This is a genomic window from Seonamhaeicola sp. NFXS20, assembly GCF_049132085.1.
In the GTDB taxonomy this organism is placed as follows: Bacteria; Bacteroidota; Bacteroidia; order Flavobacteriales; family Flavobacteriaceae; genus Seonamhaeicola.
The window spans coordinates 567,026-592,404 of sequence record NZ_JAFMPU010000002.1 but is presented as its reverse complement, the minus strand read 5'-3'; the positions used below and the strand labels follow the sequence as shown (position 1 = coordinate 592,404).

Annotated in this window: 25 protein-coding genes; 15 read left to right on the top strand and 10 right to left on the bottom strand. The window is 31.7% G+C overall.

All coding sequences use genetic code 11. The features are described 5' to 3' along the window. Positions 1 to 2 precede the first annotated feature (2 nt). From J1D01_RS05830 to J1D01_RS05815, 4 genes are all read left to right on the top strand, one after another. Positions 3 to 623, top strand: coding sequence for an NUDIX hydrolase (locus tag J1D01_RS05830; RefSeq protein WP_372938291.1), 621 nt, complete (start codon positions 3 to 5; stop codon positions 621 to 623). A 55-nt stretch (positions 624 to 678) separates the two neighbouring features. Beyond that, a complete protein-coding gene (locus tag J1D01_RS05825) occupies positions 679 to 1,476 on the top strand; it encodes a lysophospholipid acyltransferase family protein (RefSeq protein WP_372938290.1) in 798 nt (265 codons plus the stop codon). 200 nt (positions 1,477 to 1,676) lie between these two features. Next, positions 1,677 to 2,936 (top strand): NRAMP family divalent metal transporter, encoded by a 1,260-nt coding sequence (locus J1D01_RS05820; RefSeq protein ID WP_421150143.1) that lies wholly within the window; start codon positions 1,677 to 1,679, stop codon positions 2,934 to 2,936. Between the two features lie 61 nt (positions 2,937 to 2,997). Beyond that, complete coding sequence (locus tag J1D01_RS05815; RefSeq protein WP_421150142.1) at positions 2,998 to 4,002, top strand: sugar kinase; 1,005 nt, start codon at positions 2,998 to 3,000, stop codon at positions 4,000 to 4,002. A gap of 10 nt (positions 4,003 to 4,012) precedes the next feature. Here J1D01_RS05815 and J1D01_RS05810 read toward each other — a convergent pair whose 3' ends face one another. Beyond that, positions 4,013 to 6,166 carry a TonB-dependent receptor gene (locus J1D01_RS05810; RefSeq protein WP_421150141.1) on the bottom strand — a complete coding sequence of 718 codons (2,154 nt, stop codon included), beginning with the start codon at positions 6,164 to 6,166 and terminating at the stop codon, positions 4,013 to 4,015. Positions 6,167 to 6,352: 186 nt separating this feature from the next. Here J1D01_RS05810 and J1D01_RS05805 point away from each other — a divergent pair, with 186 nt between their 5' ends. Together J1D01_RS05805 and J1D01_RS05800 are read left to right on the top strand one after the other, a co-directional pair. Then, complete coding sequence (locus tag J1D01_RS05805; protein WP_372937786.1) at positions 6,353 to 6,847, top strand: RNA polymerase sigma factor; 495 nt, start codon at positions 6,353 to 6,355, stop codon at positions 6,845 to 6,847. Between the two features lie 3 nt (positions 6,848 to 6,850). Then, the gene (locus J1D01_RS05800) at positions 6,851 to 7,480 is read left to right on the top strand and encodes a hypothetical protein (protein WP_421150140.1); all 630 of its coding nucleotides are present in this window, start codon (positions 6,851 to 6,853) and stop codon (positions 7,478 to 7,480) included. 56 nt (positions 7,481 to 7,536) lie between these two features. Here the strand turns inward: J1D01_RS05800 and J1D01_RS05795 are convergent, their stop codons facing one another. Together J1D01_RS05795 and J1D01_RS05790 are read right to left on the bottom strand one after the other, a co-directional pair. After that, positions 7,537 to 8,130, bottom strand: a complete 594-nt coding sequence (locus J1D01_RS05795; RefSeq protein WP_421150139.1) for a pseudouridine synthase — start codon at positions 8,128 to 8,130, stop codon at positions 7,537 to 7,539. Beyond that, on the bottom strand, positions 8,117 to 10,405 hold the full coding sequence (locus J1D01_RS05790; protein WP_372937783.1) for a type IA DNA topoisomerase: 2,289 nt from the start codon (positions 10,403 to 10,405) through the stop codon (positions 8,117 to 8,119). The genes J1D01_RS05795 and J1D01_RS05790 overlap by 14 nt, the downstream gene beginning before the upstream one ends. Positions 10,406 to 10,621: 216 nt before the next feature. On the opposite strand from J1D01_RS05790, the gene J1D01_RS05785 reads away from it, so the two are divergent. The 7 genes from J1D01_RS05785 to J1D01_RS05755 all read left to right on the top strand — a co-directional run bounded on the left by J1D01_RS05785 (position 10,622) and on the right by J1D01_RS05755 (position 16,255). Further along, positions 10,622 to 11,626: a sugar kinase gene (locus tag J1D01_RS05785; RefSeq protein WP_421150138.1), complete on the top strand. Its 1,005-nt coding sequence runs from the start codon at positions 10,622 to 10,624 to the stop codon at positions 11,624 to 11,626. Between the two features lie 280 nt (positions 11,627 to 11,906). After that, positions 11,907 to 12,635: an energy transducer TonB gene (locus tag J1D01_RS05780; RefSeq protein WP_372935267.1), complete on the top strand. Its 729-nt coding sequence runs from the start codon at positions 11,907 to 11,909 to the stop codon at positions 12,633 to 12,635. A gap of 198 nt (positions 12,636 to 12,833) precedes the next feature. Next, entirely contained in the window at positions 12,834 to 13,457 is a 624-nt protein-coding gene (locus J1D01_RS05775; RefSeq protein WP_421150137.1) for a tetratricopeptide repeat protein, read from the top strand. Positions 13,458 to 13,483: 26 nt separating this feature from the next. Beyond that, positions 13,484 to 14,830, top strand: coding sequence for a histidine kinase (locus J1D01_RS05770; RefSeq protein ID WP_421150136.1), 1,347 nt, complete (start codon positions 13,484 to 13,486; stop codon positions 14,828 to 14,830). A gap of 12 nt (positions 14,831 to 14,842) precedes the next feature. After that, positions 14,843 to 15,157 (top strand): 2TM domain-containing protein, encoded by a 315-nt coding sequence (locus J1D01_RS05765; protein WP_372935273.1) that lies wholly within the window; start codon positions 14,843 to 14,845, stop codon positions 15,155 to 15,157. Between the two features lie 2 nt (positions 15,158 to 15,159). Beyond that, the gene (locus J1D01_RS05760; RefSeq protein WP_421150135.1) at positions 15,160 to 15,489 is read left to right on the top strand and encodes a 2TM domain-containing protein; all 330 of its coding nucleotides are present in this window, start codon (positions 15,160 to 15,162) and stop codon (positions 15,487 to 15,489) included. 10 nt (positions 15,490 to 15,499) lie between these two features. Then, a complete protein-coding gene (locus tag J1D01_RS05755) occupies positions 15,500 to 16,255 on the top strand; it encodes a LytR/AlgR family response regulator transcription factor (RefSeq protein ID WP_372935329.1) in 756 nt (251 codons plus the stop codon). Positions 16,256 to 16,402: 147 nt separating this feature from the next. On the opposite strand, the gene J1D01_RS05750 is transcribed toward J1D01_RS05755, so the two are convergent. The 5 genes from J1D01_RS05750 to J1D01_RS05730 all read right to left on the bottom strand — a co-directional run bounded on the left by J1D01_RS05750 (position 16,403) and on the right by J1D01_RS05730 (position 20,121). Continuing rightward, positions 16,403 to 16,705, bottom strand: coding sequence for a type II toxin-antitoxin system RelE/ParE family toxin (locus J1D01_RS05750; protein ID WP_421150134.1), 303 nt, complete (start codon positions 16,703 to 16,705; stop codon positions 16,403 to 16,405). Continuing rightward, complete coding sequence (locus J1D01_RS05745) at positions 16,702 to 16,944, bottom strand: type II toxin-antitoxin system ParD family antitoxin (protein WP_372935279.1); 243 nt, start codon at positions 16,942 to 16,944, stop codon at positions 16,702 to 16,704. The genes J1D01_RS05750 and J1D01_RS05745 overlap by 4 nt, the downstream gene beginning before the upstream one ends. A gap of 146 nt (positions 16,945 to 17,090) precedes the next feature. Then, complete coding sequence (locus J1D01_RS05740; protein WP_421150133.1) at positions 17,091 to 18,263, bottom strand: LETM1-related biofilm-associated protein; 1,173 nt, start codon at positions 18,261 to 18,263, stop codon at positions 17,091 to 17,093. A gap of 57 nt (positions 18,264 to 18,320) precedes the next feature. Beyond that, a complete protein-coding gene (argE, locus tag J1D01_RS05735) occupies positions 18,321 to 19,481 on the bottom strand; it encodes an acetylornithine deacetylase (RefSeq protein WP_372935283.1) in 1,161 nt (386 codons plus the stop codon). 13 nt (positions 19,482 to 19,494) lie between these two features. Then, a complete protein-coding gene (locus tag J1D01_RS05730) occupies positions 19,495 to 20,121 on the bottom strand; it encodes a YceI family protein (protein ID WP_421150132.1) in 627 nt (208 codons plus the stop codon). 213 nt (positions 20,122 to 20,334) lie between these two features. Between J1D01_RS05730 and hemN the strand changes: the two genes are divergently transcribed. Together hemN and J1D01_RS05720 are read left to right on the top strand one after the other, a co-directional pair. Continuing rightward, positions 20,335 to 21,699 (top strand): oxygen-independent coproporphyrinogen III oxidase, encoded by a 1,365-nt coding sequence (gene hemN, locus J1D01_RS05725; RefSeq protein WP_421150131.1) that lies wholly within the window; start codon positions 20,335 to 20,337, stop codon positions 21,697 to 21,699. Positions 21,700 to 21,718: 19 nt separating this feature from the next. Then, positions 21,719 to 22,549, top strand: a complete 831-nt coding sequence (locus J1D01_RS05720; protein ID WP_421150130.1) for a universal stress protein — start codon at positions 21,719 to 21,721, stop codon at positions 22,547 to 22,549. A gap of 83 nt (positions 22,550 to 22,632) precedes the next feature. Here the strand turns inward: J1D01_RS05720 and J1D01_RS05715 are convergent, their stop codons facing one another. Together J1D01_RS05715 and J1D01_RS05710 are read right to left on the bottom strand one after the other, a co-directional pair. Continuing rightward, positions 22,633 to 24,024: a TolC family protein gene (locus J1D01_RS05715; protein ID WP_421150129.1), complete on the bottom strand. Its 1,392-nt coding sequence runs from the start codon at positions 24,022 to 24,024 to the stop codon at positions 22,633 to 22,635. Between the two features lie 2 nt (positions 24,025 to 24,026). Continuing rightward, entirely contained in the window at positions 24,027 to 25,379 is a 1,353-nt protein-coding gene (locus J1D01_RS05710) for an HlyD family secretion protein (protein WP_372935294.1), read from the bottom strand.

The following is a 25,379-nucleotide window of genomic DNA, read 5'->3' as shown; positions in this document are numbered from 1 at the left end:
TCTTGAAATTAGTTTCAAAAATAGAAAATATACCACTTCCAGCCGAAACATCGCAGTTTAAAATGGTGCCACCATATCGTCACGAATTAATGAAACACCAAAAAAGCGCTATGAAACAGGCTAAAAAAGCAGGAGTTTTAGCTTTGTTTTATCCAGATAACAATTTAAAAACTAAACTGGTTTTAATATTAAGAAAAACTTATAAGGGAGTACATTCTGCACAAATAAGTTTTCCTGGTGGAAAATTAGAGAAACAAGACAAAACCTTAAAACATACAGCAATTAGAGAAACTTTTGAAGAAATTGGAGTGCTAAAAAACAATATAAAAGTGGTGAAACAATTAACAGAAGTTTATATACCACCAAGTAATTTTTACGTGCAACCATTTATGGGTATAACAAAAGAAACACCTAAGTTTAAAAAGCAAGAGAATGAAGTAGAGGCTATTATTGAAGTAGATTTACTTCATTTTTTAGATAATAAAAATGTAGTTGCAAATAAAGTAACAACATCTTATAGTGTTGATGTTGAGGTGCCTGCGTTTAAATTGAATGGGCATATAGTTTGGGGAGCAACAGCCATGATGCTTAGTGAAGTTAAAGACATTATAAATCAGCTTTAGGAGTTAGGTAGATTTATTACATTTGTAGCCGCTAACCAACTTGACGTTAAAATGCATGGGATTATTTAAACGAAACCCTTTCGGGCACATACTCTTTTTAAAAAAATGGCTCATTAGAATTATGGGAGCTATTACTCATAGGCGCTTTCGCGGATTTAATGAGTTACAGATTGAGGGCTCTGATATTATAAATTCGCTTCCAGATAAAAACGTATTGTTTATTTCTAATCATCAAACGTATTTTGCAGATGTTGTTGCCATGTTTCATGTGTTTAATGCTAGTTTAAGCGGTAGAGTAGATTCTATAAAAAATGTTGGGTATTTATGGAATCCTAAATTAAATATCTATTATGTTGCTGCTAAAGAAACTATGAAAGCTGGTTTTTTACCAAAACTTTTAGCATATGCCGGCTCTGTAAGTATAGAACGAACTTGGAGGGCAGAAGGTAAAGATGTTAAAAGGCAGGTAAAAATGAGTGATATTTCTAATATAGGAAAGGCACTTGAAGATGGTTGGGTAATTACCTTCCCGCAAGGTACCACAACCCCTTTTAAACCTATAAGAAAAGGTACAGCACATATTATAAAACGTTATAAACCTGTAGTAGTGCCCATTGTTATAGATGGGTTTAGAAGATCATTTGATAAAAAAGGCCTTAGAATAAAAAAGAAAAATATTCTTCAATCTATGGAAATTAAAGAGCCATTAGAGATTGATTACGATAATGAGACAACAGAAGAGATTGTAAAAAAAATAGAGTACGCCATAGAGCAGCATCCTTCATTTTTAAAAGTACTTACTCCAGAACAAATTAAAGAACAAGAAGAACTTAATAAACTTAGAGAGTGGTAGTAGGTTTAGTCTGCTCTTTTTTTTCAAACAGTTATTTTGTCTTAAACGCTTAAATTTTTAATTTTAAGTATATTGCTTAATTTTAATTGTTTACCAATTAAGAAAAAGGAGCTCAGTTTTTTGCACACTTTTTATTTTTAGTATTTATTAAATAAAATAAAACTTAAATTTAAAAATACCAACAAACTAAACCAACTAAAATGTCTAAAATTAAAAACCTGCTTAAAAATCTGGGGCCAGGGCTTTTGTTTGCAAGTATGGCCATTGGTACATCTCATTTAGTACTTTCAACTAAGGCTGGAGCTAAATATGGTTGGTTAATGATAATCCCTATAATTTTAGCCAACTTTTTAAAATATCCCTTTTTTGAATTTGGAATACGGTACACCAATGCCACAGGAAAAAGTATTATAGAAGGCTATAAAAATAGAGGTAAAGGATATTTGTGGTTATACGCATTTATTACATTAGCAACGTCATTAGCAACTCCGGCAGCACTTTGTTTAATCACAGCAGGTCTAATAATTAATCTTTTAGGTGTTGAAAACCTTTCAATTGTTACAATAGCCCTTATTTTATTTGTTTTTAATAGTCTGATTTTAATCATTGGCAAGTACAAACTATTAGAAACTACCTTAAAATATATAACTCCCATTTTATTTATTGCCTTATTAGTTACTACTGTGTCGGTTATTAAAGAGGGATCTGTAAACCCTGTTTTAAATTTTAAACCACCTCAATTTTTTGATGAATTGGGAGTACTTTTTCTAATTACTTTAATTGGATGGATGCCCACTGCTGTAGAAGCAAGCAGTTGGATAAGCCTTTGGAGTGCCGAAAAGTATAGAATTAATAATCAAAGACCTTTATTAAAAGAAGCTCTTCAAGAATTTAATACCGGTTACCTAATAACAACACTACTTGCTATTTTCTTTCTCATTATTGGTTGCATGACGCTTTTTGGTTCGGGTACAGAATTAAGTGGAAATGCTGTAACCTTTGCAGACCAAGTGGTACAACTTTTTACAACGCATATAGGTAATTGGGCTTATATTTTTATTGCTATAGCAGCTTTTGCAACCATGTTTAGTACTTGTTTAACGGCTCATGATGCTATTGCACGGGTGGGTATTGATATTGTTGAAAAGCTAATGCCAGAACATAAAAAATTTAAAGGCAGAAAGTACTATGCTGTTGGTGTCATTCTTTTATCTTTTGTTAATTTTATTGTACTTTATTCACTTAGAGCTAATATGGGATTAATTATAGGGGTAGCCACAGCAGTGTCGTTTGTATTAGCACCCATTGTTGGTTATATGAATCTTAAAAACGTTATAAGTATAGATGTGCCTTCTCAATATAAACCAAGTAAACCTATGGAGTGGCTAACTTATGCAGGTATCTTCTTTTTGTCATTATTAGCCATGTATTATGGATGGATACTTATAAGTAGAATATGATTGAAAAATTATTAAATATAAAGTGTAAAAATATAGAATCTAACTAATTAATATATAGATTATGTCTAAAAAACTTGTAACATTTGGTGAAGTTATGATGCGTTTATCACCACCCGGATATTCTAAATTTTCTCAAGCCTCTTCTTTTGAACTTGTATATGGAGGAGGAGAAGCTAATGTAGCTATTTCATGTGCTTACCTTGGTATGAAAGCAGCTCATGTTACTCGTTTTCCAGATAATGCCCTTGGTAAAGCAGCTACCCAATTTTTACGTAAACATTGGTTAAGTACAGAGCATGTTTTTTATGGAGATAAAATGATGGGCAAATACTTTTTAGAAAAAGGAGCAGTACATAGGCCAAGTGAGGTTATTTATGAAAGGGAAGGGTCTGCCTTTTCATTAATTAAACCAGAGATGATTAATTGGGAATATGTGTTAAAAGATGCCGATTGGTTTCATTGGACGGGGATTACACCAGCCATTTCTGAAGGAGCTGCTCAATCTTGTCTTGATGCTATTAAAACTGCTAACAAAATGGGAATCCCTGTATCTGGCGATATTAATTCTAGAAAAAACATGTGGAATTATGGTAAAACCATGCAAGAAGTTATTCCAGAATTAGCTCAAAATTGTGATGTAGTTATTACCAGTAGTAGAGGTATACAAGAAATGTTTGGTTTTGGAGAATCAGGTAGAAAGTTTCAGGAATCGGCTAAAGAATTAATGGAGCATTATCCAAAAATTAAAAAGGTAGTAAGAAAAACGCGTAGAACCATAAGTGCTTCACATCACCAAATTCAAGGTAAAATTTGGAATGGCAAAGATTATATAAAATCTGATATGCTTAATATTACCCATATAATTGATAGGGTTGGAACTGGAGATGCTTTTGCATCTGGTTTAATTTATGGGTTATTGCATTATGATAACGATGACCAAGCTGTTAGTTTTGCAACAGCTGCATGCGCCCTTAAACATACGGTTCCTGGTGATGTGAATTTGGTGTCTTTAGATAATGTTCTTAGCCTTATGGAAGGTGATACTTCTGGAGCTATAAAGCGCTAGTTGTTTCTGTTTACAAATTATCTAATTGATTACTTTTCTTGTCTTCACTAATAGTCCAAAAGAAGCCAATAAAAAAGAATTGGTCTGCTGCTGGTTTTAGGGCGCGTCTGCTAAAATGACCACTTGTGTCTGGGGTATTGGCATATTGATATCCATTAATGTTTTTAAACCCTAACGCATTGTTTACAGAGGCGTACAATATTTTTTGTGGCGAAATTAAGTAAGCCCAATTTAAACTTAAACTATTAAAAGCTTTAGTTTTTTCATTTAAAAACCCAGATTTATTGGGGTTAGTATAAGTTCTACCAGAAGCGTGCCCATAGCTAAAACCTATTTGACTGCGCCATTTATTAACCCAATATTTTCCAACAACAGATAAGTTGTGTTTATTGGCAAAATCAGGTTGTGCCTCCATAGTGTAGTTATTATAATTTCGTTTAGTGTCTAAAAAAGAATAGCTCACCCAATAATCGAAATTTTTAATAGAGTTGCTGTCTCTCCAAAAGAAATCAATACCTTTTGCAAAACCATCTCCATTATTATTAAAATTGCTATCTAAACTAGCAAAATCGGTGTCATACTTTACTAAATTATCATATTTTTTATAGTAGGCTTCTGCTCTAAAAATACGATTATCAGCATTGTATTGATAGTTTAAAATGTAGTGCGAAGTATTTTGTGGTTTTAGGTGCTGTTCAAATTTTAAAATCTCACTAGAAGGGTTTTGATAAAAGTTTCCATAAGCCAAAGATAGCTGACTCTTACCAGAGGTTTTATAAGCCAATGATAATCTTGGAGCCACAGTAAAGTCTTTAAAAATATCACTATATTCTGCTCTTAAGCCTGTTTTAAAGGCTAACTGTTTTGAAATAAAAATATCAGCTTCAGCAAAAGCAGCAGCAATGTTATTGTTGTACCCGTAATTTTCTAAATCAACCGATGTATTTTTAAAAGTTTCTTCAAAATCTGTGGCAAAATATTCGGCTCCAAAATAGAGTTTAAAGCGGTTGCTAATACGGTTTTTAAACTTCATTTTAGCATGTAATGAGTTTTCGGTATTATCCACATCATTTACATCAAAACTAGTGCTGTTATTAGCACGGGTATAACTTAATCCGGTAAAAAAAATCCAAGTATTATTTAATTTACCATTGTAAGAACCATTAATATAAACGTTATTGTTATTTAGCTTAAAGTGCATGCCATCATCATAATTAATATCATCTTGAGTTAATTCAAAATTAGAAGCATCAAAAGCACTATATAATTTAAATAATCCGTTATCGGTTTTCTGTCTAAATACGGCTTCGCCAGAAACAGTTTCAAAAGGTTTTTTCCAATCATTTCTATCTGGAAACAAAGCCATATAAGGCGCTAAATTAATGTAAGAAGCATTAACACTTAAAGAACTTTTTCCCCATTTTTGGGTGTTTCCTAAAGTGGCTCCAACACTCATAATGCCCATATCTGTTTTTTCTTGGTCTGGTTCATCAATAGTGTTTAATAATAATACACTAGAAAGTGCTTGACCAAATTCGGCAGAATAACCACCTGTTGAAAAGGTTATACCATCAAATAAAAAAGGCGAGTAACGTCCGCGTGTAGGTGTGTTATTGGTGGTTGGGGTGTAAGGTGTAAAAACGCGAATACCATCAATAAAAATTTGGGTTTCATTAGCATCGCCACCACGCACAAATAAACGTCCGTCTTCAGAAACAGTTGAGGTGCCTGGTAAGGTTTGTAATGCACCAACAAAATCGCCCATGGCACTTGCAGTAGTAACTACATCTAGCGGTTTTAAAACATTTACTTTACTGTTATCGCCAGCGGCAAAAGTTCCGGCAGATAATACAACGGCGTCTAGAGTGTTTACATCTTCTCTTAGTGTAATAGTTAAATCTTTCATGTAAGACACATCCCCAACCATTCTGTGAGTTTCATAAGACACATATGAAACAACTAATGTTTTAGTACCCGTTTCTGTGGTTTTAAATGAAAAGCTACCAGATTCATCAGAGGTACTTCCGTCATAAGTGCCTTCAATATAAATATTAGCTCCCGTAATGGGTTGGTTTTTTGCATTGTAAACCTTTCCGTTTATTTCGGTTTGTGCTTGAAATTGAAAGCTAATTAAGCTAATTAAAATAATGGTTAATTGTTTCATGATGTGGTTTGTTAATCTGTTGTTTTTTAATTGATGCCACAAAAGTGTAACAGAACCACTTAATTAAAAATTGAAACCTACTCAATTGTAAAATCTTATGGATGAATTGAAATTTTAATATTATTTTCATCACGTTGTAACATTTTAAAAGAAAAAGCTACTAACAGTAGTAACCAAACCATCAATTTGAAAACCGAGACAGAACAAAATTTTGTAGAACAGCTTGAAAAGCATCAAAATATTGTGCACAAAGTTTGCAGGTTATATACCAATAACTACGATGCACATAACGATTTGTTTCAAGAAATAACCATTCAGCTTTGGAGGGCATACCCAAAGTTTCGTGGCGATTCTAAGTTTAGTACTTGGATGTATAGGGTAGCACTTAATACTGCTATTACATTATACAGAAAGTCTAAAAGAACAATTACTACACAAGATTTTGATGGGGTAGCTTTTAAAATGAAATCTGAAGATTATGATGATACCGAAGAACAACAACTTAAAATACTATACAAAGCAGTACACCAATTAAATGATATAGAAAAAGCACTTGTTTTCTTGTATTTAGAAGATAAAGATTATAGAGAAATAAGTGAAACTATGGGAATTAGTGAAGTAAATGCCCGAGTGAAAATGAACAGAATTAAAAAGAAACTAAGAACCATTTTAAATCCTTAAGCTATGGATGGATTAGATTTATTAAAGAAAGACTGGAACAAGCAGGAAGTGGTTAGTAAGTTATCAGCAAAAGATATCTTACCCATGTTACATAAAAAATCATCATCAATAGTAAAACTATTGTTTTATATAAGTGTAGCAGAATTATTCTTCTGGATTTTAGTAAACTCAGTACCCTATTTTGTGTCTGATACTTACAGGGCAAGATTAGATACCGTGTACTCAGATATACTTATGATAGGGCTAACCATATTTGGTTACGCAGTAATTCTTCTATTTATTTATTTGTTATATACATCATACAAATCTATATCTGTAACAGACAATGCTAAGCGTTTAATGAAAAGCATTATAAGAACCAGAAAAATTATAAAATACTACGTCTTGTATAATTTAATTATGGTTGGTATTTCTATGATTATTGGAGTGTATTATTCTTTTCATACAGACCCCAATGCAATAGAATTTCTAGAAAAAACAGGCGATAAAGGTATGATGATTTTAATAGCTGTAACCGCAGTTTTTACAGGTGTTTTAATTCTGGTAATATGGTTGTTTTATAGGCTTATTTACGGGCTACTTTTAAAGCGTTTAAACAAAAATTATAAAGAACTTAAAAAATTAGAAGTTTAGTGTATTTGGGCGTTACCCTATCGGGTCGGGCTTTCCGCACTACACGGTAGTTTGCTTCAATCCCTAACGCAAAAGTTAGTTACTTCAATAACATCACCAACCTGCATATTATTTAAGTAAATATTACCAACTCTTACACGCACCAAACGCAGGGTAGGAAACCCAACCGCCGATGTCATTTTACGTACCTGCCTAAACTTACCTTCTTTTAAGGTTATAGAAACCCAACTGGTTGGTCCGTGTCTAGCATCTCTTATCTTTTTAGAACGAACGGGTAATTCAGGGGTTTCATTAAGTTTAAAAACTTTACAAGGTTTGGTTTGGTACTTTTTACCATTAAAGCCAATTTTTACACCAGACTGTAATTTTTCAATAGCATTTAAAGTTATATCACCATCAACTAGAGCGTAATATTCTTTTTCAACTTTCTGGCTATTAATAAAGTCGCTCATTTTTCCATCGGTAGTAAGTAGTAATAAGCCTTCAGATTTTTCATCTAGCCTGCCAATAGCCATAATGCCTTTAGGAAAATCATACAGTTCTCCTAAAAAACGTTTCTTTTGTTGCTTAGAATCGTGACTTCTAAATTGACTTAAAAACCCGTAAGGTTTATAAATAATAAAGTGTTTATGTCTATTAGTAGTTGTCATTCAAAATACTATAAACAAGTTCTTTGGTAGCTTGCCTCCCGTTAATTTTGCTTCTAACCACATCAAAAGTTACCTTAAAATCGCATCCTAATTTGTAGTTGCTGCAACCGTAGGCTGTTTTTCCTTTTACAATGGTGCCTTTTTTACATTTAGGGCATATGTTTTCTTTGGTTTTTGCTTTAGTGTCCGTTTTTTTTGGTTCAAGCTTTAATTTAAAATTATCATCAAAACGTAATAAACCTTCAACGGTTCCTCCTGTTTCAGTTTTAAAACCTTTTAAATTAACGGTACTTCCTTTTTGAAGCAATCTAATAAACTGTTTTTCAGAAATTTTCTTTCCATGTATTTTAAAAGGCAGTGTAAAATTACACCCGTTTTTGTAGTTGCTACACCCATAGGCTGTTTTGCCTTTTAGTAGGTTGCCTGTTTTGCATTTAGGGCAGGTTTCATTTGTAATACCAGTGTTTTTTTTAGATTTAGCTTTGTTTTTTTTTGCATTTGCTTCGTACGATATGTTAGCACGTTTGGTTTCGCTACGCACTTCATATACTAAAGCATCTACCATACGCTTCATGTTTTTTATAAAAGCGCCTGCACTAAATTTGCCTTTTTCAATGTCTTTTAATTGTTTTTCCCAACGCCCCGTTAATTCAGCAGATTTTAATAAATCATTTTGAATGGTATCAATTAGTTGTATGCCTGTTTCTGTGGGTAATACTTGTTTTTTATTTCGTTTTATATATTTTCTTTTAAATAGCGTTTCTATAATATTGGCTCTGGTAGAAGGTCTTCCAATACCATTCTCTTTCATTAAATCTCGCATTTCTTCATCATCAACTTGCTTTCCTGCTGTTTCCATAGCACGTAACAATGAAGCTTCTGTAAATTGATTTGGTGGTTTGGTTTGTTTTTCTGTAAACGAAGGCTCATGTGGGCCTTTTTCACCTTTTTCAAACTTAGGTAAAATATTAGGCTCTTTGTCTTTAATGTTTGGAGATTCAAATACCACGCGCCACCCTTTATCTAAAATTTCTTTACCTGTGGTTTTAAAAGAAACATTGGCTGCTTTACCAATTACGTTGGTGTTGGCAACAGAACAATCATCATAAAAAACGGCAATAAAACGTCTTACAATAATATCATAAACTTGTTGTTGATTTGCTTGTAGCCTAGTTTGAATTCCTGTTGGAATTATGGCGTGGTGATCTGTTACCTTTTTATCATTAAAAACCTTTGATGATTTTTTTATTTTTTTACCAAGTAGTGGTTGTGTTAAATGTGAGTAATTGGTTAATTTTTTTAAAATGCCTTCAACTTTTGGGTAAATATCTGTAGGTAAAAAAGTGGTATCAACTCTGGGGTAGGTTACAACCTTTTGTTCATATAAGCCTTGAACAATTTTAAGTGTATCATCTGCAGATAATCCAAATTTGGTATTGCAGTACACTTGTAGTCCTGTTAAATCAAAGAGTTTTGGAGCGTATTCTTTTCCTTTCTTTTTGGTTATTGAAACAATTTCAAAATCACTCTCTTTAACTTTATCGGCTAAAATTTGCCCGTCTTCTTTTTTAAAAAACCTACCTTCTTCATAGCTAAAAAGTGTATCTCTGTATTTGGTTTGTAGTTCCCAATAGGGCACAGGTTTAAAATTTTCAATTTCTTTAAACCGGTTAACTACCATAGCTAAAGTAGGAGTTTGTACTCTACCAACCGATAAAACTTGCTTGTAACCACCGTGTTTTACTGTGTATAATCTGGTGGCATTAATACCTAATAACCAATCACCAATGGCACGAGAAAAACCAGCATAATATAAATTATCATAATCTGAGGCGGGTTTTAAATTTTCAAAACCTTCTTTAATAGCTTCGGTGGTAAGAGATGAAATCCATAAGCGCTTTACTTCGCCTTTATAATTGGCTTCATTCATTACCCAGCGTTGAATGAGCTCTCCTTCTTGTCCGGCATCACCACAATTAATAACTACATCGGCTTTTTCAAATAAACTTTTAACAATTTTGAATTGTTTTTGAATTCCTGAATTTGATACAACTTTCACCTCAAACTTTTCGGGTAGCATGGGTAAATTATTTAGATCCCAACTTTTCCAGTAAGGTTTGTAATCTACAGGTTCTTTTAGTGTGCATAAATGTCCGAAGGTGTATGTTACAGCATATCCGTTGCCTTCAAAATATCCATCATGTTTGGTTTTAGCACCTAAAACAGAAGCAATTTCTCTAGCTACACTTGGTTTTTCAGCAATACAAACTTTCATTTATGTTCCTTCATTTTTAACAGCGCAAAATATGAATTTCGGTATTTTTAACATAGTAGAGTTATTAGTAGTTATTAACTAATTTAAAGGGATAATAGCCATAATCTTTCTGACTTGTAATATAATTAACAAATTGGTTAACCAATTTTTAGGTATTTATATTCTTTTTTTGGTTGTGCTTAGTATCTTGCAAAAAATAAACTAAAACAAATTTAAATGGGACAAGTAATAACATTTGGTGAGGTTTTAATGCGTATTTCACCTAGGGGTAAAAAGAAGTTTATGCAGTCTAACGTTATTGAATTCTTTTTTGGAGGAACAGAACTAAACGTTGGTATTTCTATAGCCAATTTTGGAGGTAAAGTAAAACACATAAGTGTAGTTTCTGATGATTTTATAGGAGAAACCGCTATAGCATATATTAATAAATTTGGAGTAAGTACATCATCAATAGCGCTGTCTAAACGTCCGTTAGGTGTGTATTTTTTAGAAATAGGAGCTGTTATGCGCCCTAGTGCAATTTCTTATAATCGCTCACATTCTGCTTTTTCTGAAATAAAACCAGATATGGTTAATTGGGAAAAGGCTTTAAGAAAAGGCGAATGGTTTCATTGGACAGGAATTACACCGGCATTATCTCAAGCTGCTTTTGATATTTTAAAAGAAGGCTTAACACTTGCTAGAGAACGCGGAATGACCGTTTCTGCAGACCCTACTTATAGAAGTGGATTGTGGAAATACGGTAAAAATCCTAAAGAAGCATTAACAGAATTGTTACAACTTTCAACAATATTTATTGGAGGGATTAATGAAATTAATGAAGTACTAGGCACTAATTACTCATATTCAAATGAAGATTTTATTAAAGCCTCTAAAGAGTTAATGGGAACTTTTCCTTCTATTGAAAAAGTGTTTGATAAAATTAGAACTTCCTTAAATTCTTCATGGCATAAAATACGTGCAAGAATGTGGAATGGTGTTGAGTTTAGAGAAACTGAAGATTTAGACATTACACATGTTGTAGACCGCATAGGTACAGGTGATGCGTTTGCAGGAGGTTTAATTTACGGACTACAAAATTACGATGACTATAAAGCTATGGAGTTTGCTAGTGCCGCATGTGCCTTAAAGCACACTTATGAAGGCGATGTTAATTTAGCTTCTGTAAAAGATGTTACCGCTATATTAGAGGGTAATATTTCTGGAAGGTTACAACGGTAAAAAACAACAAACCTTTTTTAATATTTTGCTTTTATTTGAGTGTTTTTAATATTATTTGCATGCAACTTTAGTTTCTAATGTTTAGCAATGCATTAAAAATTATATTTTAAAATATGTTATTTGTTGTTTTAAAATCTGTTAGGGTCTAATCTATTGTTTTTGAGTAGTTTGTGTTGTTTTTTGTAGGTTTAAATCATAAGTGAAGTCTTCTTCTAATATGATATTTATCATAGTTTTTTTTTGTGTAAAATCATAGCTTTAATGTATAAATATTAGAGTCATGAAACCAAAAAAGAATCCAAACGTAGAGATAGGCCGTAATAGCAGTTTGTATTTTGCTATTGGTCTTAATTTGATGTTACTTCTTTCGTGGCGAATGTTAGAGTTCAAGACCTACGAAAAAGAGGTTGTATCTATCGATGTAGTAGAGGTAGAAAGTGAGTTTGAAGAAGAAATTCCTATTGTAAATCAAATTGCACCTCCACCACCTCCACCACCTCCAGTTTCAATACAAGAAAATTTGCAAATTGTTGAAGATGCTGTAGAGGTTGAAGAAACTATTATAGAGAGTACAGAAGTTACTCAAGAAGATGCTATTGCTGATGTGGTAGAAGTAAGTGATGTTGAAGTTGAAGAAGTTGAAGAAGATGTACAAGTAGCTTTTGCTGTAATTGAAGATGTACCAGTATTTCCAGGCTGCGAGGGTTTGTCTAAAGCAAAAACAAAAGCATGTTTTCAAAAGAAAATTCAAGAACATGTTGTAAAACATTTTACTTATCCTGAAGCTGCATTAGAATTAGGTATACAAGGAAGAGTATCTGTGATTTTTATGATAGATTCTAAAGGTTATGTAACAGGAATACGTTCTAGAGGTCCAGATAAACTTTTAGAAAAAGAAGCAGAACGTATTATAGGCTTATTACCAAAAATGCAACCAGGTAAACAAAGAGGCAAACCTGTTAAAGTGTCTTATGCTGTACCTATATTTTTCAAATATGAGGGACTGTAAATAGATTTCTTTATATCAATGTGGGGAACCAAGAGGTATTTAATATATCTCTTGGTTTTTTCGTTTTAGTAGGTGTGTTTACAGTTCGTCTTAATAAAATAACAGTTCGGTCATTCACTTTTTAAAACGCTTGGTTTAAGTAAGATATTTGAACCACAATTAAAAAACGAACAGTTAACAATTTAAAACTTTAAACACATGAAACATTTAATTATTATTGCTACAATTTTAGTTTCAGGATTTGTACAATCTCAAACTAATTATGAAAAAGGCATGAATAAAGCCTTTGAAATTTGGAGTAGTGGTAACCCTATCGAAGCTTCTAATTTATTTGAACGTATAGCTAACGCAGAAGTAGATAATTGGTTGCCACCTTATTATGCCGCCCAAGTAAATATTTTAAGTAGCTTTGGAGAAAAGGATAAAGAAAAAATAACAGCACAACTTAAAAAGGCACAAGATTTTATTAATGATGCCACGGCCATTTCAAAAAACAATCCAGAAATTATGGTAATGCAGGCTTTGTTATATACTGCTTGGGTAGCTTTTGATGGTGCAAATTATGGTATGACCATGTCTCCCAAAGTTATAGAGCAATACGCTAAAGCAAAGGCAATAGACCCCAATAACCCAAGGGTAATTTATTGTGAAGCCGAATGGAATATTGGTGGTGCTCGCTTTTTTGGTCAAGACACATCGTTATTTTGCAAAGATTTAGAAAAAGCCTTAGAACTTTTTGCTAATTTTAAATCAGAAATTGCATTTTATCCTAATTGGGGAAAAGAGCGTGTTGAAATGTTATTAGAATCTTGCAAAAAATAACTTAGTATAAAAAAGAGAGTTTAACAATGAAAGATCTTGTGAAAAAAATAATTACCTCATTCATAATTGGTATTATGATATTTATAGTAGGAAGTTTTCTTTCTAACGGATTTAATTATGAAAGTACCGAAGATTTTCTGTTAAGCTTTGTAATTTATCAACTATACGCTTTTGTAATTGGCTTTTCTAACATGTACTTTTTTCAGTATATGGAAAGCAGGCAATGGAAACGAAAGGACGCCGTAAAACGTGTTATTCTGGGTGTTTTAGGAGCCACAATTATTACATTATTGTGTTTGTTTGTACTAGATTTAGTAACTTCTATAACACTAGAAGGAATAACATTTCAGGAGTTTTTAGCAAATCAATCTTTTAATAATTACACGTTTGGATTATGGGCAACATTAACCATTGTAGTTATTTTTCATGTTATTTATTTCTACAATAAATATCAACAAAACAGAATTAAAGAACAAAAGGTAATTGCAGGTACAGCTAGCGCAAAGTTTGATGCTTTAAAAAACCAGTTAGATCCTCATTTTTTGTTTAATAGTTTAAATGTTTTAACAAGCTTAATAGAGGAAAACCCAGATAAGGCACAAGATTTTACAACATCGCTTTCAAAAGTATACAGGTATGTTTTAGAACAAAAAAATAAAGAATTAGTATCTGTAGATGAAGAGTTAAAATTTGCAAAAACATACATGTCTTTACTTAAAATGCGCTTTGAAGATAGTATTGTTTTTACACTCCCAGAAAAAGCCAATAACCCAGAAAGTAAAGTAGTACCATTATCACTACAATTACTTTTAGAAAATGCTGTAAAACACAATATGGTAACTTCTGGCAAACCGCTTCATATTAAAATTTATGAAGACAATGGCTATTTGGTTGTAGAAAACAATTTGCAACCCAAACAAATAGTAAAAAAGAGTAGTGGTGTGGGGTTAGCTAATATTGTACAGCGCTATAATTTATTAACAACAAGAAAAGTAGATATAGTAAAAGAAACTTCAAAATTTTTAGTTGCTATACCAATGCTTACAAAACAAATATCAGTCATGAAAAGAACAACATCATCAAACCATATAGACGATAGTTATTTAAGAGCTCGTAATCATGTAGAAGAGCTTAAAGGATTTTATTACAGCCTAATATCATATATTTTTGTAATACCATTTTTAGCATTTATTAATTATAGAACTTACTGGGAGTTTCAATGGTTTTGGTTTCCTATGTTTGGGTGGGGCCTAGGTTTAGGTATTCAAGCTTTTAGAGTTTTTGTAAATAATGGCGCTTTTGGTAGAAACTGGGAAAAACGCAAAATTGAAGAGTTTATGAGAGAGGAAGAAGATAGTAACCGTTGGAACTAAAAAAATAGTCTTATGAAACAACTAGATTATAAAAAAGAAGATGCTTATTTAAGAGCACAAAAACGCCTTAAAGAACTTAAAGGCTTTTATTGGCATGCCTTCTGGTATATTGTGGTAAATGTTTTTATTATTATCATGATAGCATCTAATTCAGAAGGTAATATTTTTCACTTCGGAACACTAGCAACTCCTCTTTTTTGGGGTATAGGTTTAGGTTTTCATGCCCTTTCAGTTTTTGGAAAAAACCTAATTTTTAGTAAATCTTGGGAAGATAGAAAAATTAGAGAGTTTATGGAAAAAGAAGAGTTTACCGATAAATATGAATAACAATGAATTCACCAAAAGCCAAAAAAGACCCGTATATTAAAGCCAAAGAAAGGGTTAGGAATATTAAAATTTTCTATTACCATTTGGTAGGGTACCTTATTTTAGTAGCGCTACTTTTATTTAACATATATATTTTAGATGAAAATAACCCACATGCCAATTTCTTTACTTGGTTTAATTCTATAATCATTGTGGCTTGGACCATTTTTATAATACTACATGGTAGGTATGCTTTAAAAGGAAAAACCATCTTTAAAAAAGATTGGGAAGACAAAAAAATAAAAGAGTTTTTAGAAAACGAAGCCGAAGAAGAAACAACTATTTGGGAGTAATTAAATTATGATGAAAGTACTAATAATTGAAGACGAAAAACCATCAGCAAGACGCCTACAACGTATGCTAGGTAATTTAGGAATTGAAGCAGAAACCATGTTGCATTCTGTTGAAGAATCTATAGCTTGGTTTCAAAATAATGAACATCCAGATTTAATATTTTTAGACATTCAATTAAGCGATGGTTTATCGTTTGAAATATTTGAAACCATAGAAGTTAAGTCGGCTATAATTTTCACTACAGCCTATGATGAGTATGCACTACAAGCCTTTAAGCTTAACAGTATAGATTATTTGCTAAAACCAATTGATAAAGAAGAGTTACAAATTGCTGTAAAAAAATACCAAGAACGCACCCCAAAAACAGAGGCTGTAACTTTAGATTTTTCCGACATTAAAAAGTTATTAGTAAACCCATTAGAAAGAGAGTATAAAAAACGTTTTTCTGTAAAAGTAGGGCAACATTTAAAACTTATAAATGTAGATGATATAGAATGTGTTTATAGCGAAAATAAAGGCACTTATTTGTATACAACCGAAGGCAGAAATTATTTGTTAGACAAAACCCTAGACCAGTTAGAAGATGAATTAGAACCACAAACCTTTTTCCGTATAAACCGAAAGTTTTATGTAAATATTAATGCCATTAAAGATATGGTGAGTTATACCAACTCGCGTTTGCAAATAAAACTAAACTCATACAAAGAACAAGATGTTATTGTAGCTAGAGAACGGGTAAAAGATTTTAAAGCGTGGTTGGAGTAGGGGGAGTTCGTTTAACGTATTGTGTATGATTTCGTGCGATAGAAAATTATAAGATTTTCCGTTGCCTCGAAATTATTTAAATATAAGAATTAAAAATTGAAGCAATTTTTGAGCATTATTTATACACGTCTTAAGTGTGTAGTTTTTTTATTTCAGTCGTTTTTTAATATCCATTCTCTGGTGTAAAATTCTAACGATTTCTACAATATCATTTTCAACTTTTCTGTAAAAAATCAGATGAGATTTGATTTTCGTTACTCGATAATTTTTTCGAGTTTGTTCAGCTGATTTTCCAATCAGATAGTTCTCTGCAATGAATTCAATTTCTGCGATTATTAAATCAAAATATCTGTCTGCTTTTTCTTTAGACCATTTGTGATAAGTATAAATCCAAATTTTATCTAAATCTTCAATCGCTTGTTGACTTATGCGATATTTGATCTTACTCATAAGTGTTTACGATGTAATTCTTCTAGATGTTGTTTTGGGTCAAAATTTTCAACAAATCCACTATTTTCCCCAACTTCGAGAGCTTTAATCAGTTCTCTTTCTTTTTTTTCTTCACGTTCTAACAAACGTAATGCTGAACGAATGACTTCGCTAGCTGAACCATATCTTCCAGAATTTACTTCTTCTCTGATAAAATCCTCAAAATGATCTCCGAGTGATATTGATGTATTTTTACCCATTTTGACTTAAATTTTAATTAAATATACCAAATCTTGGTAACGTAGCCAAATTACACACAACTTAGGGATATGTGACGTTTTAAAGACTTATATCCAACGTTAAACGAAGGTGGCTAATTTTTCGTACAAAATCAAGTTAGCAAATGCTACTCATCAATTCGGTTTTCATCAAAAGCAGAGGGTAGTAATTTAGGTATAAACTTTACTACTAAAGGCAATAACAAAGCGCCACCGGGTAGCATAAAAATGGCTAAACTTGGTATAGATTTAAAAATATCTAGCAATTGGTCTTGTACCTTTTTTTGTTCTTCATCATTTAAATCTCTTACGGTAGATTGTGTTAAAAGCACCATAAGTTCTTTACTGTCTTTTAACTCTTGGTATAGGCGTTTGCTGTTTCTTTTTATAAGCTTGGTTACCATTTTACTAGAGTTGTTATAGAAACTCTGAACAATATTTTTAGAACTTAATAGCGCAATATTGTTTTTGTTTAAAGAGTAAAATAAGTTAATAGAACTTATAGATTCTTTTATCCTATCTTTTGTAATTTCTAAATCGGTACCTAGTTTAATTAAAAAGCGTTGCTCGTTTTTATCAATTTTTTTATCGGTCCAAGTGGCCATACATGCCAAATCTAAAAGATAACTTTTCTCAAGGTTAGATTTTATGTTTTTAATAGCATTGCTGTACTCTAAAGGGTTGCTATTATGATAACGAAATGATGATTCTAAAAGCTTAATTAAACTGCTGTCATAGGTGTTTATTTTGGCTTTAGAATTTAGCACATTTAAAATAATAGATTCTATAGATGCTTCTAAATTTTTTAAATATTCTATAGAAATAGATTGTTTTTTAAGGTATTCTTGATAGGCTAAAACATCAATATACAAAAGGGCATTTATAATAAAATACTTGAAGTTTTTGGTGAGTACATTAGCATCAATTTGTATGCGTTTGTGTATTATTTTTTCTAACTGTTCACTAGATTTTTTACCACCTAATAGCTCTTGAAAAAAAGATGTTTTTAGTTCGTTAATTTCGGTGTAAAAATTAATAACGCTATCAATAAAGTCAACTTCAGATTTAGATTTGTGGTGTGTGAATAAAAGTGCTAAAAGTAAATTGGTTTTAGATAATTCTTCTTCAGAAAGTACATTTTTAATGTCTAAATCTATTACCAGTTTTAAATTACTACCATAAATAAATCCAGAAGCACGTAACGTTGCGTAAAAATCGGTCTCTTTTAAATCTAAAAAAGCCCTGTTTTTAGAAACGTGTAAAAGCAGTTTTTTTATCCAACCTTGTGCCGATGGGTTCATAGTACAATGTTTGCGATAAATTTACACCTTATTTACAAATACCAAAAAGAAGTTGTATTAAATAGAAGTTTCTAAAAGTTTAACCAAGTTTTTAATCATTTTGGCACCTTTGTTTAGTTGGTCTTTAGATATAAATTCATTGGCTCTGTGTGCTTGTTTAATAGAGCCAGGGCCACAGATAATGCTTTCAAAACCAGCATTTGAAAAATGACCAGCTTCTGAAGCGTAAGCAACGGTATCCCAATTATAATTTCCTGTTATTTTTCCTATGAGGTTAATAGCGTCAGAATCTTCGCTAGTATTTAAATGGGGTACAATAGGATGATTTTCTTCTACTTCAATTTTAAAATTAGAAAAGATAGTGCGTTGTTGCGTTTCTCTAGACTTACAATAATCTTTTAATTCTTGGTATAGTTGGCTTGCATTGTTTTTAGGAATACATCTAATATCTAAGGAAAGGGTGGCTTTATTGGCAATAATATTGGGAGCAATACCACCATTAATCATACCTGTATGAAGTGAGGAATGTGGTGGGTTAAAGCGTTCATCAATACTACCAGAGGCTATTAAATCATTCATTTTTTGTTCTGCCCACATAACAATTCTGGCAGCTTCATGAACCGCGCTAACCTCTTGTTTTATTCTGCTGCTATGGCCTTGAGAACCGTGAATGGTAATATCTATAATATGAATGCTTTTGTGCCCAATAACTGGTTGTAACATAGATGCTTCACCAATAATGGCATATTTAGGCGTTTCAGAATATGTTTTTTTAATGTGTTTAGCAAGAGCAGGAGCTGCTAAACAACCAATTTCTTCATCATAAGAAAATGCAAAATAAATAGGCAGTTTTAATTGAGCATTAACCATATCTGGTAGGGCAGCTAAACAGCAGGCTAAAAAGCCTTTCATATCACAGCTCCCTCTGGCGTATAAATTACCATCACCTTTATCAATAAGTTTAAAAGGGTTGGTGTCCCAGGGCTGCCCTTTAACAGGAACCACATCGGTATGACCAGAGAGGATAACACCACCATTTACAGCGGGTCCTATACGGCAATGTAAAGAGGCTTTGGTATTATCTTCATTATAAACTAATGTAGTTTTAACACCAAAGCCTTCAATATAATTTTTAATCCAATGGATAATCTCCAAATTACTTTCGCCACCTAAAACAGGAAATGAAACTAATTTTTCCAGTATGGAATTAACCGTCATGTAATAGAAATGATTAATTTTTTCTTAAGAAGGTGCTAACTTCAATAGCTACATCTTCCCAAGTTTTACTAACACCATCAGCTCCTTTATGTAAGTCAAAACAAGCTTTGTTTAAAGATGCTAAAGCATCTAAAGCATTCCAATCTTTTAAATTCATAACACCTGTTAAAGTAACGCGTCTGCCTTCTTCAATTTTAACGTCAAGTGGAATGTCATGTGTAACACCGTTCATGGTGAGCGAAGCTACACAAGTATCGTTAAGATAGCTTATGCTACCTTTTAAGAAATCTGTATCTAACATAACGCCAAAAAACGATGCTTTTATTTTTGCATCTCGGGTATTAGTAGCATCATTAGTAAATAAGCTACTAATAGGAATTGAAAAATCTAAACCGTTAAGTGCTTCCTGAGGCGTTGAACCTGTTTTAGTTTCAAACTTAACAGATGTAAATTCACCGCCAACTCCAACTTTATCGGTTGTTTTATAGGCAGTCCATTTTACTGATGTTGCTTCGGGTTTAATAACAAATTTTTCGGTTTCAACAGTTTCTTTTTCAGTAGTTTTGGTGTCTTTTTTGTCGTTTTTACAAGCAACAAAACTTAAGGTTAAAGCGAATAAAATAAGACTGATTTTTTTCATAGATTTAAATTTTAAAAAGTTATAAATGTTGCAGTTTTACAAAAAACATACGTAATTATAACTGTTTGTTAAAAGCCCAAAAGGGGTTTTGTTTTCCGATTGTTTTTTGAAATCGAAAGTTAATCAATAATAATAGAATTACAAATAATGGTATGACATATATCATATTTTTAACAGAGTGTTAATTATAATTTTGTTGTGTAAATGTTAGGTATGTCAAGAGCGTTAGTTAATAAATATAATATAGCGGGTCCACGCTATACTAGTTATCCAACGGTTCCGTATTGGAATTTGAATACGTTTTCGTTGGAAAACTGGAAGAATTCGTTAATTAAATCTTTTAAAGAAAGTAATTCTAAAGAAGGTATAAGCTTATATATTCACCTTCCTTTTTGCGAAAGTTTATGCACTTTTTGTGGTTGTAATAAGCGTATTACCAAACAACATAGTGTAGAGTCTCCTTATATAAAAGCAGTTTTAAAAGAATGGCGTTTATACTTAGAGTTGTTTGAGGAAAAACCTGTTATAAAAGAAATGCACTTAGGTGGTGGCACACCCACATTTTTTAGTCCGGAAAATTTAGAGTTATTAATTAATGGCATTCTTAAAGATTCGGTACTCGCAGAAAATTATGAATTTAGCTTTGAAGGTCATCCAAACAATACAACCAAAGCACATTTACAAACCTTATATAATTTAGGTTTTAAGCGTGTTAGTTACGGGGTACAAGATTATAATGAAACTGTTCAAAAAGCAATACACAGAATACAACTCTTTGAAAATGTAAAACGTGCTACAGATGAAGCAAGAAGTATAGGGTATACATCTGTTGGTCATGATATTATTTTTGGATTACCGTTTCAAAATTTAGAACATGTTAAAGAAACCATTTTAAAAACAAAAACATTATTACCAGATAGGTTGGCATTTTATAGTTACGCTCATGTACCGTGGATAAAAGGTAACGGGCAACGCGGGTTTAGCGATGCAGATTTGCCATCGGCAGAATTAAAACGAGCACAATATGAATTAGGGAAAGAACTATTAGCAGAAGTAGGTTACCACGAAATTGGAATGGATCATTTTGCTTTAAAAACAGATTCGCTTTACAAATCTATGCAAACGGGTAAATTGCACAGAAATTTTATGGGCTATACAGCATCTAAAACGCAAGCTATGATTGGGTTGGGGGTGTCTTCTATTAGCGATAGTTGGTATGGTTTTTCTCAAAACGAAAAGCGTATTGAAGATTATTATAAACTTTTAAACCAAAATACAATACCAGTTTATAGAGGGCATATTTTAAATGAAGAAGATTTGATTATTAGAAGACATATTCTTAATTTGATGTGCAATTTTAAAACTATGTGGAATAAAGATTATCTTTATTTTAATGAACTTCCTGAAACTTTAACGCAATTAAGGGAAATGGAAGCAGATGGGTTACTCAATATAAATTCAAATAGTATTGAAGTAACAAAAAAAGGACAGCCATTTGTTAGAAACATTTGTATGGCTTTTGATTTATTATTGCAAAGAAAACAACCAAATACGCAGTTGTTTTCAATGACTGTTTAACCTATTAATGTTATATACCATGAAAAAAATTATTGTACCAATTGATTTCTCAGAATACTCAGAATATGCTTTAAAAGTAGCAGCTAAACTAGCTAAACAAAACAATTCAGAATTGTTAGCATTACACATGTTAGAAATGTCAGATATTATGTTAACAGGAGCAGGAGAAGAACCACAAAAGATAATTTACTTTTTAAAATTAGCAGAACAACGCTTTGATGAATTTTTAAAGAAAGATTATTTAAACGGAATAAAAATAACACCAATAGTTAAACATTTTAAAGTGTTTAGTGAGGTGAATGAAATAGCTAAAGAACATGGAGCCGAATTAATTGTTATGGGCTCTCATGGGGTAAGTGGTGCCAAAGAATTTTTTGTAGGATCAAACACAGAGCGTGTTGTACGTAATGCAGAAATACCCGTATTAGTAGTTAAGAATGATATTGCTAAAGTAAAATTTGAAATAGTAGTATTTGCTTGCGATTTTGAAGAAGATACCATTGAGGCTTACCTAAAAGCATCTAAAATGTTTGATAGTATGAACTCAAAAATGTATTTGGTAAATGTTAATTTACCTAATGATAGATTTAAAAGTTCTGATGAAATAGAAAAAGAAGTAGTTAGCTTTTTTACTAAAGCCGAAAGAAGTTTAGATAAAATGAGTGATGTTAAATATGTATCAGACTATACCGTTGAAGATGGTATTTTAAACGCAGCTAACAAATGTGGAGCCGATTTAATTGTAGTGCCAACTCATGGCAGAAAAGGCTTAGCGCATTTCTTTCAAGGTAGCGTAGGAGAAGATGTAGCAAACCACGCTACATTACCAGTTATGACATATAAAATATAATAATATTTAAAATTTGGTTAATTAATTTCAGGAAAGGCGTCAGGTCTAATTTTTTAGATTTGGCGCTTTTCTTTTTTATTAATTTAAATTCCTGAAATAGCTAAAGTATTAAACAAGTTTCCTTTGGTTTTAAACAAGCTGTTTTCAATTTCAATTGCTTTTAATTTGGCTTCAATTAATTTAGCTTCTCTAGAATTAACTAAAAATAACGAACTTTCTCCTAGAAAGAATTTCCTTTCTTCTGCTTTTAGTAATTTAGAGTAATCTTCTACTATATCTTTTGAGAAGCTACTCTGCAAAACATAAGAGTTTAATTCTTTATCTAAAGCTTTAATTTTGTTGTTAAGGCTTATTTTGGTATTTAGAATTTCTAAATGAGTATCCTGTAATTTTAGCTTAGTGAGTTTTAGGTCTGCTCTTTCTTTTCTTAAAAATAGAGGAAAATTAATGTTTAAACCACTTTTGTAGGCAGATGTACTAAATGAACGAACAATATCTGGAGTTTGAGATAAGAAGTTATACTGTAAATCTATTTGAGGTAATAGGTTGTTTCTTTTTAGGCGTTTTTCAATATTTAAGCTTTTATATTTAAAATCTAAAGATTTTAGTTTTGGGTGTTCTTCAATTTTAAAATGTTCTATATCTATAACAGAAGTGTTTAAAACATGGTCTATTATCTCAATGGTATTAGTGTCTGGTATAATGTTTTCTTCAATTTCTACGGGTATGTTGTCTTTTAACCACAAAAAGTTAGATAATTCTAATGAAGATTTAATAAACTTTATTTTAGATTTTTCAAGGTTTAGTTTCCTGTTAATTAATGTAATTTTAGCTTCAAGTGTATCAATAGCAGGTTTGTCTCCAGCTTCATAGCTTTTTTTAATACCATTAAATCTTGTTTTTGCATTATTTAAAAAGTTTTCATAAACAATTTTTTCGTTATAGTGTTTTAGCCAATTAAAATAAGTTACCGTGGCATTGTATAAAATATTGTTTATTAGAAGTTTCTTATCTGCTTGCGCTTGTTTTACATATAATTGTGATTGCCTTAGAGAAGCCATTCTCTTATTGGTTAGTAACCCTTTTGCAATTGGTATAGAAACACCTGCACTGTATAAACCATCTTCAGGTAAACTAGCTTCTGGGTTTAAATAATAACCACTGTTTTCTTCAAAATTTCCTTTAAACTCAATTCCAAACCAAGTAGGTATTTTAAAAGAGGCATTTAGTTTATCATAATATTTTGTGCCTTTAAATTTTTTTCGGTTGTAGTCTACTTCTAACTTAGGATCAAAAGCACCTCTAGCTTTCATTAATTTAGCTTCACTTTCACTTATTATTAAATTGGCTTGTTTAACGATGGGGTGAAATGACTTTACATACCCTAAATATTCTTCTAATGTTAATACTGTAGCATTGTTTTGGGCAGAAATTATGTTTGTAAGGAGTAATAAAATTAAAACAGTATTTCTCATTTTTAATCTTTATTTACAGCGTTATTACTGTTTTGGGGGTTATAATAGTTAGGAGGAAAACTGTTTATTTGTCTCCATAATTCATACCAAATGGGCACGTTTTCTAGTAGGGCAATTGTTTTGGCTCCAGAGCCTACTCTAATGGCTTGTGGCCACTCTTGATCATTTAAATCTGGGGCTAATAAAATTCTGTATTTTCCATTGTTACTAATAAAGTTTTCAATAGCTACTATTTTAGCGCCGTATGTTCCGTAAGATACATTGGGCCAACCACTAAATACTATAGCGGGCCAACCATCAAACTGAACTCGAACTTTTTCTCCAATATGAATTAGTGGTAAATCTATTGGCCTTATGTAGGTTTCAACAGCCAAGTCGTATTTTTCAGGCATTATGCCAACTAGATTTTCTCCTTCTTTAAAAGTTACTCCAACGCCTCCTTTTAAGGCTTTATTAATATAGCCGTTTTGTGGTGCTGTAACGTATAATAAACTATTTCGTTTTTTGTAATTACTGTAGGTATTTTCTAATTTGGTTACTTGTGCTTTTGTGTCAAATTGGTTAGATTGAGCAGTAAACATCTCGCTTTGAGCTTTAGATATTTTATCTGCATAAGAAGCCTTAGTTTTAGATAATTCAATTTCAGCATTAATAACATTATTTTTACTTGTTAAATATTTGTTTTGCTGAGATATGTATTTTGCTTGTGTTTCTTGAAGTTTAAGGCGTTTTTCTTCTACATCTTTTACAGCTTTTAAACCCTCTTCTTGTAGGGTTTTTATTCTTTTAAATTGTATTTCTGCAATTTTAAAATTAGTTGCTGCTGCTTCTAAATCAATACTGTCACTTTGTACTTTTAATTTAGTTTGTAATAGTTTGTTTCTAGTTTGTTCTAATTTTAATGTTCTTTCATTTTGTAGAGCAGAGATTTGCCTGTTAAGAGCTTTAACTTTTTCGTTATAAGCTATTACAGAAGATGATTTTGCTTGTATTTGGTCATTTGTTCTTTCAACCAGCTTGTCATCAAAATATTCGCTTTTTATTTCAGAAATTCTAAGAATTGTGTCGCCTGCATTAACAAAATCACCTTCTTGAACAAACCATTCTTCTATACGTCCTGGAATTTGAGACATAATGTGTTGAGGCCTTTGGTTTGGTTTTAGTGTTGTAACCACACCTTGACCTGAGATATTTTGTGTCCAAGGCAGAAAAAGAGTTATAATAGTAATGATTGCTAGTGCTAGCAAGAATTTGTTTAGCTTTTTGTAATAAGGGATATCAAATATTTCTTTGGTTGATTTGAACGCTCTTATATCAACTTTTTTGTTTAAACTATTGTGAGATATATTTAGCAT